The 11,840-nt window shown below is 61.7% G+C and carries 10 protein-coding genes, 1 tRNA gene and 1 pseudogene; 7 read left to right on the forward strand and 5 right to left on the reverse strand.

All coding sequences use genetic code 11. The features are described from left to right. Window positions 1-8: 8 nt before the first annotated feature. Window positions 9-815: a GTP cyclohydrolase FolE2 gene (folE2, locus tag BMW76_RS28165; RefSeq protein ID WP_090871210.1), complete on the forward strand. Its 807-nt coding sequence runs from the start codon at window positions 9-11 to the stop codon at window positions 813-815. Window positions 816-928: 113 nt separating this feature from the next. On the opposite strand, the gene tsaD is transcribed toward folE2, so the two are convergent. Then, on the reverse strand, window positions 929-1,954 hold the full coding sequence (gene tsaD / locus BMW76_RS28170) for a tRNA (adenosine(37)-N6)-threonylcarbamoyltransferase complex transferase subunit TsaD (protein ID WP_090871212.1): 1,026 nt from the start codon (window positions 1,952-1,954) through the stop codon (window positions 929-931). A gap of 135 nt (window positions 1,955-2,089) precedes the next feature. Here tsaD and BMW76_RS28175 point away from each other — a divergent pair, with 135 nt between their 5' ends. From BMW76_RS28175 to dnaG, 4 genes are all read left to right on the forward strand, one after another. Beyond that, window positions 2,090-3,325, forward strand: a complete 1,236-nt coding sequence (locus tag BMW76_RS28175) for a BaiN/RdsA family NAD(P)/FAD-dependent oxidoreductase (protein ID WP_090871213.1) — start codon at window positions 2,090-2,092, stop codon at window positions 3,323-3,325. A 76-nt stretch (window positions 3,326-3,401) separates the two neighbouring features. After that, the gene (gene rpsU, locus BMW76_RS28180) at window positions 3,402-3,614 is read left to right on the forward strand and encodes a 30S ribosomal protein S21 (RefSeq protein ID WP_012403240.1); all 213 of its coding nucleotides are present in this window, start codon (window positions 3,402-3,404) and stop codon (window positions 3,612-3,614) included. A gap of 309 nt (window positions 3,615-3,923) precedes the next feature. Next, window positions 3,924-4,370, forward strand: a complete 447-nt coding sequence (locus tag BMW76_RS28185) for a GatB/YqeY domain-containing protein (protein WP_090871215.1) — start codon at window positions 3,924-3,926, stop codon at window positions 4,368-4,370. A gap of 117 nt (window positions 4,371-4,487) precedes the next feature. Then, window positions 4,488-6,371: a DNA primase gene (gene dnaG / locus BMW76_RS28190; RefSeq protein ID WP_090871217.1), complete on the forward strand. Its 1,884-nt coding sequence runs from the start codon at window positions 4,488-4,490 to the stop codon at window positions 6,369-6,371. 24 nt (window positions 6,372-6,395) lie between these two features. Here dnaG and BMW76_RS42025 read toward each other — a convergent pair whose 3' ends face one another. After that, window positions 6,396-6,743, reverse strand: coding sequence for a hypothetical protein (locus BMW76_RS42025; protein WP_245763414.1), 348 nt, complete (start codon window positions 6,741-6,743; stop codon window positions 6,396-6,398). Window positions 6,744-6,804: 61 nt separating this feature from the next. On the opposite strand from BMW76_RS42025, the gene rpoD reads away from it, so the two are divergent. Next, window positions 6,805-8,850 (forward strand): RNA polymerase sigma factor RpoD, encoded by a 2,046-nt coding sequence (rpoD, locus tag BMW76_RS28195; protein WP_245763415.1) that lies wholly within the window; start codon window positions 6,805-6,807, stop codon window positions 8,848-8,850. 186 nt (window positions 8,851-9,036) lie between these two features. Then, window positions 9,037-9,124: transfer RNA gene (locus BMW76_RS28200), tRNA-Ile, on the forward strand. A 361-nt stretch (window positions 9,125-9,485) separates the two neighbouring features. On the opposite strand, the gene BMW76_RS40555 is transcribed toward BMW76_RS28200, so the two are convergent. The 3 genes and pseudogenes from BMW76_RS40555 to BMW76_RS40560 all read right to left on the reverse strand — a co-directional run. Then, the gene (locus BMW76_RS40555) at window positions 9,486-9,962 is read right to left on the reverse strand and encodes a hypothetical protein (protein WP_143062340.1); all 477 of its coding nucleotides are present in this window, start codon (window positions 9,960-9,962) and stop codon (window positions 9,486-9,488) included. Between the two features lie 867 nt (window positions 9,963-10,829). Then, window positions 10,830-11,267: a hypothetical protein gene (locus tag BMW76_RS28205; protein WP_090871221.1), complete on the reverse strand. Its 438-nt coding sequence runs from the start codon at window positions 11,265-11,267 to the stop codon at window positions 10,830-10,832. After that, window positions 11,248-11,840, reverse strand: a pseudogene (locus BMW76_RS40560) (hypothetical protein); the annotation flags it as partial. The pseudogene BMW76_RS40560 and the gene BMW76_RS28205, both read right to left, overlap by 20 nt.

Here is an 11,840-nt window from a genome sequence, read left to right on the forward strand (position 1 = left end):
ATAAGAACATGAACCAGATGAACCCCGCCTTCGTGATGCCCGACGTGCAAAGCACGGTCGACACCCGCCAGATTCCGATTCAGCGGGTCGGCGTGAAGGCGGTGCGTCATCCGTTGACGGTCCGCACGCCGGACGGCAACGTTCAGCCGACCGTCGGCACGTGGAATCTCGATGTCCATCTGCCCGCCGAGGTGAAGGGCACGCACATGTCGCGCTTCGTCGCGCTGCTCGAAGAGAACAAGGCGCCGCTCGATGCGTCCGCGTTCCGCGCGATGCTCGCGTCGATGCTCGACAAGCTCGAGGCGCCGGCGGGTCGTATCCAGGTGTCGTTCCCGTACTTCGTCAACAAGACGGCGCCCGTGTCGGGCGTGCAAAGTCTGCTGGACTACGAAGTGACGCTCACGGCCGATTCGCGCAACGGCGCGACGCGTCTGTTCCTGAAAGTGCTGGTGCCCGTGACGAGCCTGTGCCCGTGCTCGAAGAAGATCTCGGAGTACGGCGCGCACAACCAGCGCTCGCATGTGACGATCGACGCCGAGCTGGTCGACGATATGCCCGTCGAAGATCTGATCCGTATCGCCGAAGACGAGGCGTCGTGCGAGCTATGGGGCCTGCTCAAGCGTCCCGACGAAAAGTTCGTGACCGAGCGCGCGTATGAGAATCCGAAGTTCGTCGAAGACCTGGTGCGCGACGTCGCAACACGTTTGAATGAAGATCGGCGGATCGTCGCGTATGTGCTCGAAGCGGAGAACTTCGAGTCGATCCACAATCACAGCGCGTATGCGGTGATCGAGAACGACAAGCGCAAGGCCTGACCGCTTCGCTGCCTTCAACAGGCAAACGGCCGCTCAGCGATGAGCGGCCGTTTTACATTGTGTTATGCACCTCGCGGCGGCGACACCGTTGTCGGCTTTGCGAGGAAAGCGCCTCAGCGCGCCAGCGACGACAGGTCCCAGCGCGGCTTCACGGTGAACGCGTAATCGTTCGCGGCCTGCGCGGGCCAGCGTTGCAGCCGCAGCGCGCCCGCGAGCGCGATCATCGCGCCGTTGTCGGTGCACAGCGACAGGTCCGGGTAATGCACGTCGAAGCCGCGCTTCTTTGCCGCCGCGGACAGCGCCTCGCGCAACTGCCGGTTCGCGCCGACGCCGCCCGCCACCACGAGACGCTTGAGCTTCGTCTTCTTCAGCGCGGCGAGCGACTTCGCGGCCAGCACGTCGACGGCTGCGTCGACGAAGCCGCGCGCGAGATCGGCCTTGGCCTGCTCGCAGACATTGCTTCCGAGCTTCTTCACGTGCGTCAGCACGGCCGTCTTAAGGCCGCTGAAGCTGAAATCGAGGTCGCCCGAGTGGAGCATCGGACGCGGCAGCACGACCGCGCCCGGCGTGCCGAATTCCGCGAGCCGCGACACTTCCGGTCCGCCCGGATAGCCGAGGCCGAGCAGCTTCGCGGTTTTGTCGAAGGCTTCGCCGGCGGCGTCGTCGAGTGTTTCGCCGAGCGTCTCGTAGACGCCCACGTCGGTGACGCGCATCAGTTGCGTATGGCCGCCCGACACGAGCAGCGCGACGAACGGAAACGGCGGCGGCGCGTCGACCAGCAGCGGCGACAGCAAATGCCCTTCCAGGTGATGAATGCCGATGGTCGGCTTGTTCCACGCCATCGCGAGCGAATTGGCGATGCTCGCGCCGACCAGCAGCGCGCCGGCGAGCCCCGGACCTTGCGTATAGGCAATCGCGTCGATGTCGCCGCGCGCGGCGCCCGAGCGCTCCAGCACCTCTTCGAGCAGCGGCAGCGCGCGCCGGATATGGTCGCGCGATGCCAGCTCCGGCACCACGCCGCCGTATTCGCGATGCATCGCGATCTGCGAATGCAGCGCGTGCGCTAGCAGGCCGCGCTCGGTGTCGTAGAGCGCGAGGCCGGTTTCGTCGCAGGAGCTTTCTATGCCGAGAACGAGCATGATTGAACGCCAGTCGGAGACAGTCGGGGCGCCCGGTGAGCGGCGCCCGAAACATCAAAAAGGAACCTGAAAGTATAGCAGCGCGGGCGTTGCGGTGCCGGAGCCGCCCCCTCGCGCCGGTTACAATGCAGCCCCATGGAATCCTTCGATATCGCCGTAATCGGCGCGGGCGCGGCGGGCATGATGTGCGCATCGGTGGCGGGTCAGCTCGGCCGGCGCGTCGTGCTGATCGACCACGCGGTGCGGCTCGCCGAAAAGATCCGCATCTCGGGCGGCGGCCGCTGCAACTTCACGAATCTGTACGCTGGGCCCGCGAATTATCTGTCGGCGAATCCGCATTTCTGCCGCTCCGCGCTGGCGCGCTACACGCCGCGCGATTTCATGGCGCTGCTCAAGCAATATCGCGTGACGTGGCACGAAAAGCACAAGGGCCAGCTGTTCTGCGACCAGTCGAGCGACGCCGTCATCGACGTGCTGAAGAGCGAATGCGACGCCGGCAACATCGCGTGGCGTCGGCCCCTCGCCGTCGAGCAGGTGCGCCATGCCGATTCCGATGGCTTCACGCTGGATACGCACGCCGGTCCGATCCACGCCCGCGCGCTCGTCGTCGCGACGGGCGGCCTGTCGATTCCGAAGATCGGCGCAACGGATTTCGCCTATCGTCTCGCGAAGCAGTTCGGACACAAGCTGATCGACACGCGGCCGGCTCTCGTGCCGCTTACGTTTGCTCCCGCCGACTGGCAGCCGTTTTCGGAGCTTTCGGGCGTCTCGCTGGAAGTGCATCTGGCGACGGGCGCGAAGAAGTCGGGCGGCGAGTTCGTCGAAGACCTGCTGCTCACGCATCGCGGACTGTCCGGTCCCGGCGTGCTGCAGATTTCGAGCTACTGGCAGCCGGGCGAGCCCGTGCACATCAACTTGCTACCGGAGCAGGACGCCGTTGCCGCGCTGCTTGAGGCGAAAAGCGCGACAAAGCGGCAGATCGCGAACCTGCTCGCCGAATGGGTGCCGACACGCCTCGCGCACGTCTGGCTGCAAACGCACGGCGTGCCCGCCGAAGCGCGTCTTGCCGATCTGCCCGACAAGGCATTGCGGCGGGTCGGCGAGGCACTATCGCGCTGGACCCTCACGCCGAACGGCACGGAAGGGTACAAGAAAGCCGAGGTGACGCGCGGCGGCATCGATACGCGGGAGCTGTCGTCGGCGACGATGATGAGCGCGCGCATGCCCGGTCTGTACTTCATCGGCGAGGCCGTCGACGTGACCGGCTGGCTCGGCGGATACAACTTCCAGTGGGCGTGGGCATCGGGCGTCGCGGCAGGCCAGGCGGCCGCCGAATACGTCGGAACGCACGGTCAGGCACTCGCAAAATGAGGGCTTGACACCGTCATACGATTGTGCGAAACACCTGCTATACTTTCCCTTCTTTGCCAAGCTCCGTTATTGAAAGATGACGACTATCCGCGTAAAAGAAAACGAGCCTTTTGAAGTCGCGATGCGCCGCTTCAAGCGCACGATCGAAAAGAACGGCCTGCTGACCGAACTACGTGCGCGCGAGTTTTACGAGAAGCCGACGTCTGAGCGCAAGCGGAAAAAGGCGGCTGCGGTGAAGCGCCATTTCAAGCGCCTGCGCAGCCAGCAATTGCCCAAGAAGTTTTACTGATTCAACATGAAGTCGCGGCTCTCGCCCAATGTTTCCGCGAAAGCAGCGGCTCACACAAGGTGACGGCGCGCAAGCGTGCCGGCGCTGCGGCAACCGGCCTCGAACGGTCCCAAACGGCCCCAGGCCGGTTCGGTCAGAGTTCCGTAAGGCCGCATCCAGATGCGCGAATTCAGCGAATTCACTGTGTATCTGGACCAACCCGGGTTCCAGCCCGGGTACTAACCCGCTTGAGGAACGATCCCAAGCGGGTTTTTGCGCTCTGCACGGCGTCTTCACCCGCTTTTTTAACTCCACGCATTCAGGTGAACGATGAGTCTCAAGGTCCGAATCAATGACGACATGAAAGCAGCGATGCGCGCGCGCGAAACCGAGCGCCTCGGCACGATCCGGCTGCTGCTCGCTGCCATCAAGCAGCGTGAAGTCGACGATCGCGTGGAACTGGACGACGCCGGCGTAACGGCCGTCATCGACAAGATGATCAAGCAGCGCAAGGATTCGATCGCCCAGTTCGAAACGGCCGGCCGCGCCGATCTCGTCGAAAAGGAACAGGCCGAACTGGCCGTGCTGAGCGCCTATATGCCCGAGCAATTGTCGGACGCGGAAATCGCCGCCGAAGTGCAGACGGCCGTCGCGCAGGTCGGCGCCGCCGGTCCGCAGGACATGGGCAAGGTGATGGGCGTGCTGAAGCCGAAGCTCGCCGGCCGCGCCGACATGACGGCCGTGTCCGCGCAGGTCAAGGCCGCGCTGTCGAAATAAGCCGGCCCCCGGTTTCGCCGTGCGTGCATGCTCTCTCGCGGCTGCGCGCACGGCGGGCGTGTCTTGCGCCGGTGCCTTACCCCTGTGCCCCACTCCTTTTAAGGCCGCGTCTCCACTGTGATTCCGCATTCCTTCCTGCAAGACCTGCTGAACCGCGTCGATATCGTCGACGTGGTCGGCCGGTATGTGCAGTTGAAAAAGGGTGGCGCGAACTTCATGGGACTCTGTCCGTTTCACAACGAAAAGAGCCCTTCGTTCACCGTTAGTCCGACTAAGCAGTTCTATCACTGCTTCGGCTGCGGCGCGCATGGCACGGCCATCGGCTTTCTCATGGAGCACGCCGGGCTGTCGTTTCCCGAAGCCGTCAACGAGCTGGCCCAATCCGTCGGCCTTACCGTGCCGCAGGAGCCCGCGCCGATGCGCGGCGGCTCGGGCGGCGGCGGTTCGGCAGGCGAAGGCTACGCGCCCGCCGTATCGAAGGCCGTGACGACGGCGCTGACCGACGTGATGCAGACGGCCAACGACTTCTACCGCACACAGCTGCGCGGCGCGCCGAACGCGATCCAGTACCTCAAGAAGCGTGGTCTGACGGGCGAAATCGCGAAACGCTTCGGCCTCGGCTACGCGCCCGACGGCTGGCAGAACCTCGAAGCGGCATTCTCCAACTATCGGGACGACGCCCTCGTCGAAGCGGGTCTCGTGATCGTCAGCGAGAAGTCCGATGCTCAGGGCCAGAACCGGCGCTACGACCGCTTCCGCGAACGCGTGATGTTCCCGATCCGCAACGTGAAAGGCCAGGTGATCGGCTTTGGCGGACGTGTGCTCGACGGCGGCGAACCCAAGTATTTGAATTCGCCGGAAACGCCTTTATTTAACAAAGGCAGCGAGCTGTATGGCCTGTTCGAGGCGCGGCTCGCGATTCGTGAACAGGGCTACGTGCTGGTCGTCGAAGGTTATATGGACGTGGTTGCGCTCGCGCAGCTGGGCTTCGAGAACGCCGTCGCGACGCTGGGCACGGCCTGCACGCCGATTCATGTGCAGAAACTGATGCGCCAGACGGATACGGTGGTGTTCAGTTTCGACGGCGATTCGGCGGGCCGCCGCGCCGCGCGCCGCGCGCTCGACGCATGTCTTCCGCATGCCGCCGACAACCGCACGATCCGCTTCCTGTTCCTGCCCGCGGAGCACGACCCGGACAGCTACGTCCGCGAATTCGGCGCCGATGGCTTCGCCGAGCAGGTGCGCCGCGCAATGCCGCTGTCGCAGTTCCTGCTGAACGAAGTGCTGGCGGGCAAGGAACTGGATCAGCCGGAAGGCCGCGCGCGGGCGCTCTTCGACGCGAAGCCGCTCTTGCAGATGCTGCCCGCAAACGCTTTGCGCGCGCAGATCATGCATATGTTCGCCGACCGGCTCGACGTGCCGTTCGAGGAAGTGGCCGCGCTATGCGAAGTCGATGCGCGGATCGCGGCCGTAGCACGCAGCGCGCCTGCCCGCAAAGATCGCCGCAGCGTCACGGGCATCGAGCAGCGGGCGCTGCGGAATCTGGTGATGCATCCGCGCATCGTCGCGGCGCTCGACGAAGAAGAGGAGCAGGCGCTGCTACAGGTCACGCGGCACGGCGAACTGTTCGAGGAAGTCACGACGCACGCGCGCGGGCTGGGCGACACGGCGGAATTTCAGTTGTTGTCCGATCTGTTGCGAAACGGGGCCAACGCCCCCACCTTCGAGGAAATCTTCCGCGAAATTCTGGACTATGATGAAAACGTCCGGGATCTGCTGTTGAAGAATCCCGAGGACGCGACGGTCGCCGAAGAGCGGCGTGAGCACGAGCGCCTTGCCGGTGAGGAATTGAAAGCGGCAATTTTGAAGATGCGCTATGACGCGTATTGCGAGCGGCTGGATCAATTGTCGCGTCAGTCGAGGCACACCCCCGAGGAGTTTTCGGAGTTGACGGAGCTGATGAAAAAGCGCGCTGACATGAAGCGTCAGCTCGGACAGTGAAAGGGAAGGGCTGAAACCCGGGTGCTATAATAAAAGGTTCTCAGCGGTTTTGTTTTCCAGGCAAAGGCGATAAAAGGCGATTGCAATGGTAAAGACTACAGGCGGAAAAAGAGCGACAGGCAAAGGCTCGGAGGAGCCGAAAAAGACCACCAGGGTCAGCGCAGCCAGGCCGGCTTCTTCCGCCAGAAAGGCGTCTGCCGAAACCGCCACGCCAGTAGCCCGGAAGAAAGCCTCGACCTCTTCAGCCGCGAGAGCGGCATCGGTGACATCGAAGTCGGTGGCGTCGGTAGCGAAGCGGCAAGGAGTCAGAAGCGAAAGGGAAGCGGATGTCGCGCAGGACGATGCGGCTCCCCGCGAGTCTTTGGTATCCACGGTTCAACCGGCTGTTGTCCAGCAGCCGGCAGTCGAGACTACAGCCGGTATGGCGAACTCCATGACGAAAAAGCTGAACGAAGTATCCGTCGATGACGACGCAACCCAGAGCGAAGAAGCAGCTGCAACCCCCGCTCCGGGCAAAGGCGAAAAGGCCAGGGCACGCGACCGCCGCGCAAAGGAAAAGGCGCTGCTCAAGGACGCGTTCGCGTCTTCGCAGCCTGGCACCGTCGAGGAGCTTGAAGAGCGTCGCTCGAAGCTGCGTGCGCTGATCAAGCTCGGCAAGGAGCGCGGCTTCCTGACCTATGGCGAGATCAACGACCACCTCCCGGACAACTTCACAGAAACCGAGGCGATCGAAGGCATTATCAGCACGTTCAACGATATGGGTGTCGCCGTCTACGAGCAGGCGCCCGATGCCGAAACGCTGCTGCTGAACGACAACGCACCCAACGCTTCGTCGGACGATGAAGTGGAAGAGGAAGCGGAAGTCGCGCTTTCCACTGTCGACTCCGAATTCGGCCGCACGACCGACCCGGTACGTATGTACATGCGCGAGATGGGCACCGTCGAGCTGCTCACGCGCGAAGGCGAAATCGAGATCGCAAAGCGCATCGAAGACGGCTTGAAGCACATGGTGATGGCCATCTCCGCGTGCCCGACCACGATCGCCGATATTCTCGCGATGGCTGAGCGCGTCGCGAATGAAGAGATCCGCATCGACGAGCTCGTCGACGGCCTGATCGACGCGAACGCAGAAGACGCGGACGGCTTCTCCGAACAGGAAGCCGAAGCGATCGAAAACGAAGACGAAGAAGCGGAAGAAGACGAGGACGAAGAAGAGGAAGACGACGATGGCGCCGCGCAAGCGACGGCCAACGCCGCGCAGCTCGAGGAACTGAAGCGCCTGTCGCTCGAAAAATTCGCGCTGATCAGCGAATGGTTCGACAAGATGCGCCGCGCGTTCGAGAAGGAAGGCTACAAGTCCAAGTCCTACCTGAAGGCGCAGGAAACGATTCAGGACGAGCTGATGATGATCCGCTTCACCGCGCGCACCGTCGAGCGTCTGTGCGACACGCTGCGCGCGCAGGTGGACGAAGTGCGCCAGGTCGAGCGTCAGATCCTGCATACGGTGGTCGACAAGTGCGGCATGCCGCGTGCCGAGTTCATCGGGCGTTTCCCGGGCAACGAGACGGACCTCGAATGGGCGGACAAGATCGTCGCCGAGAACCACTCGTACAGCGCGATCCTGTCGCGTAACGTGCCCGCTATCCGTGAACAGCAGCAGCGTCTGCTGGACTTGCAGGCGCGCGTCGTGCTGCCGCTGAAGGACCTGAAGGAAACCAACCGCCAGATGGCGGCGGGCGAACTGAAGGCGCGTCAGGCGAAGCGCGAGATGACGGAAGCGAACCTGCGTCTCGTGATCTCGATTGCGAAGAAGTACACGAACCGTGGCCTGCAGTTCCTCGACCTGATCCAGGAAGGGAATATCGGCCTGATGAAGGCGGTGGACAAGTTCGAATATCGCCGCGGCTACAAGTTCTCGACGTACGCGACGTGGTGGATCCGCCAGGCCATTACGCGCTCGATCGCGGACCAGGCGCGCACGATCCGTATTCCGGTGCACATGATCGAAACGATCAACAAGATGAACCGCATCTCGCGTCAGATTCTGCAGGAAACGGGCCTTGAGCCCGATCCCGCGACGCTGGCCGAGAAGATGGAGATGCCGGAAGACAAGATCCGCAAGATCATGAAGATCGCGAAAGAGCCGATCTCGATGGAAACGCCCATCGGCGACGACGACGATTCGCATCTCGGCGACTTTATCGAAGACACGAACACGGTCGCGCCGTCCGACGCCGCGTTGCACGCGAGCATGCGCGATGTCGTGAAGGACGTGCTCGATTCGCTGACGCCGCGCGAAGCGAAGGTGCTGCGCATGCGTTTCGGCATCGAAATGAGCACGGACCATACGCTGGAAGAAGTCGGCAAGCAGTTCGACGTGACGCGTGAGCGTATCCGGCAGATCGAGGCGAAGGCGCTGCGCAAGCTGCGTCACCCGAGCCGCTCGGACAAGCTGAAGTCGTTCCTCGAAGGCAACTGATCGAGGCGCGTTCGGTGGCCGCTCGCTGACCTGATCTGCGCATGGGGCTTCCCGATCGCTTTGTTCAGCGAAGCGATCACGGAAGCCCTTTTTTCGTGTAGTATGTCGGCCAATCAACGAACAGGCCCGGCCTTCAGACCGGGTCTTTTTGTTGGTTCCCTCCTGCTTCCGTCGTGAAGCATCGTTGGGCCGGACGCCGTGCTGGTTGCAGGCAGCGGACTCATAATCCGCCTCCGAAAGGACACCGTGGGTTCGAATCCCACCCGGCCCACCAAAGGTTTGCGGGCGATAACGATCCGTAAAAAGATTTCCGCAACCGTAGATCATTTCCGCAATTCAGCTTCAGGCTCGTGCACGTCTCGCTTTCCGCGATGGCAACGATTATCTCGTCCCGAATGCGATGTGTAGCGCAGCCCGCTATATCGGCTTGCATTGATGCGGGAACCCGTGCTTACCGATCGATTCGCGCGCGACCTGGATTTAGTTCTTATCGCCCTGGAGAAACAATCTTTGTCGAGGCCGTCAATCATAAGATAGATGGTCATCTCATTCGCTCGATGCTAGCGGATGCAATCAGGCTTGGCTTCACTGCGAACGCGGACATGGTGCGCCCTTGATCAACGCACGACTGCGATTCATCCTAGGCGGAAAAGTCGCAACGGGCGTCGATCGGATTGGCCTGAAAACCAAACTGCACAAGGTAATTGACCGGGCGCTGGCCGAGAAAGCGCATTCGTCGACGCCGAGCCGTACCCGGCATTGCTGAACAGTCTGCTGATCGATGAGCTGTCGCGGACATTGCCGACGATCAAGAACGCGCCTAGACCGTCGACGAGGCGGCTGTGGTATGCCGCATTGGCGCCGCTCGGCGGCGCGAAGGCGTGAAGCATACCGATCTGCGCGGACGAGGCGAACGACATGGGATTTAAACGCTCCGGTAAATCGAGCGTGGGCCCGTCGCAGCTTACGTCCCGGTCAGCAATGCTTACCTCTCGTGTATCAGCCTTGTAACGAAATGTGACGACGCAGGGATGCGGTGATGGATTCAGGCACAGAAACACGTATTCATCAGTGTAACTACCAATAATCATATCAACTGGAAGCGGTGCCACTCCGGTATATCGGTAATACGTACCTATAAATGTCGACCCTCGCCATCAACGCGCTTCATTTTGGCGAAAATTTGCGTATCAGACCTGTAACAATTTGTGACATACCGGCATTTTCGCGATCGTCTGCGAACGCGAATTTTTTTGCGACGATTCGCTTCGCCAATAATTGGATCGAGCCTTACCGAAGGCCGAATTGCCTCGAAAACGAACCATCACCGCAACGCTGCCTTGGGCGTTTCCTCAGACTTTTTCTGTTCGCCTCCCCACATTAATGTCCGCGCGACTCGCGACCGCCGAGGCTCTACCAATATTCACTTGTGAAACATTCGTCGTGGCCGACGCATCAAGAGGTCGTTCATTTAGCTGAATGAACCAATGCCAGCAAGACTTTCGCTAACGATGGCACCGTTCTGGCTATATGTCCCGCACCGGCGACGCACATGATTCTGGCAACAACAGCGTCCGGATTGCGGTGCCACAGAACAGCTGACGGGGGAGTTTGGTTCTGCGGCGCCGGAAAACTTCGGTACTTCCGGTTTTGTTTGCCGATGGTAGCGAAGTTCAAGGAACTGCGATGCCTGTCTGGATCGGCATTCGGTTCCCGAAGAGAGTGGCGTTGGGGAGGGGGCGGGCTGGAGTGCATTGTCGAGGCGATGTGCTCCAGCACCGAACCGGTCAGCCAGGCCAAAACCGGCTGTGCAGTTTGCAGCCTTCACCAATGTCCGATCCCGCAGTACCGGTTAGTTGTCGTGGTATGGACAGTCGGCGACGTCCAGTGTCGAAGCGGCCGTAAGGTGAATCATCGACGTCCATAGTGCAATCCTCCCTTCGAGGGACTCCATGCATAATTTGTCCATGCCTGTCCCGTCAACGACGTGGGATTGGCGTCAGATTTGAGGGAAGTTTAGCTTCCAGTTCAGCGACGCGATCACTCAACTCGAGGATCTTTGCATTGGCTTCGTTGAGCAGACAGGCCACTGCATCGCGCTGCTTCGTAAGATCCTCGATCCGGTCACGCAGATTCCGATTGCGTCTGCGCTGTGACTGAAGTGTCTGACTTCGGGATGGTGGATGCCTGTCGACACGCGTGGCGAGATAGCGCTGAATGTCAGCGATCAGGCCAGGGAACCGCGACTTCCTCAATGCGCTGGGATCGCTGCCGGCTTCCCTGGCCACGTTGTTCTGGCTAACGGGAGTTCCTTCAGGCAGACGCTCGGGATGCCCTTGTTTCAGACGCTCGAATGCCTCGCGATACGCTGCCTCGGCCGATGGCCGCGCGCGGGAATCAATCTGGTTTGACGACATCGAAAAAACTCCTCACGCTGCGTTTCTGGGCTTCAAGTGATGCCCGCAATGGACTGCCGGGTGGCGCGTCTGCGAGCCGTTCGTCCAGATGCCGCTCCAGGGCCTTGATCTGATCAACCTTGCTTCTGTCGTACAGGACGTCAGGACAGGGCTTTCCACCCTGGCCGGCATCACCGCCGCCACAATGCGCAATGGACTCGATGCCGCCATAGGGGCATGGCTGACGGTTCGTGCATACGCCAATCAGGATCTCGCGGCACGCCACGCGGCCTTCCCTGGCGAGCTTCGTCAGCTTCTTCACATCCCTTGCGTCGATGAGCCGTACGATCTCATCTTTGCGCGCTTGCCCGTGCGGACTGACATAACGGTCTGCGGTCATGCGCACGAGTTGCCTGCCGAGGGTTTCATACAGGGTTCGCACATAGAGCGCCTGAGCATCATCTTCAAGGCGAACACGCGCATACCCGCGGCCGTAATACAGACTCATTGCGCGTGAAACGTGTTTCAGCTGGAGCTGAAGGGAAGCATCAGACACGAGACCGGATGCCTGCATGTTCACCGCCCCTGTTCGCC

The organism is Paraburkholderia diazotrophica (assembly GCF_900108945.1).
Lineage (GTDB): Bacteria > Pseudomonadota > Gammaproteobacteria > Burkholderiales > Burkholderiaceae > Paraburkholderia > Paraburkholderia diazotrophica.

Coding starts and splice junctions, on each gene's coding strand:
- rpsU (WP_012403240.1), top strand. CDS start 3,402: ATGACGACTATCCGCGTAAAAGAAAACGAGCCTTTTGAAGTCGCGATG.
- folE2 (WP_090871210.1), top strand. CDS start 9: ATGAACCAGATGAACCCCGCCTTCGTGATGCCCGACGTGCAAAGCACG.
- BMW76_RS28175 (WP_090871213.1), top strand. CDS start 2,090: ATGGAATCCTTCGATATCGCCGTAATCGGCGCGGGCGCGGCGGGCATG.
- tsaD (WP_090871212.1), bottom strand. CDS start 1,954: ATGCTCGTTCTCGGCATAGAAAGCTCCTGCGACGAAACCGGCCTCGCG.
- BMW76_RS28185 (WP_090871215.1), top strand. CDS start 3,924: ATGAGTCTCAAGGTCCGAATCAATGACGACATGAAAGCAGCGATGCGC.
- rpoD (WP_245763415.1), top strand. CDS start 6,805: ATGACGAAAAAGCTGAACGAAGTATCCGTCGATGACGACGCAACCCAG.
- BMW76_RS28205 (WP_090871221.1), bottom strand. CDS start 11,267: ATGTCGTCAAACCAGATTGATTCCCGCGCGCGGCCATCGGCCGAGGCA.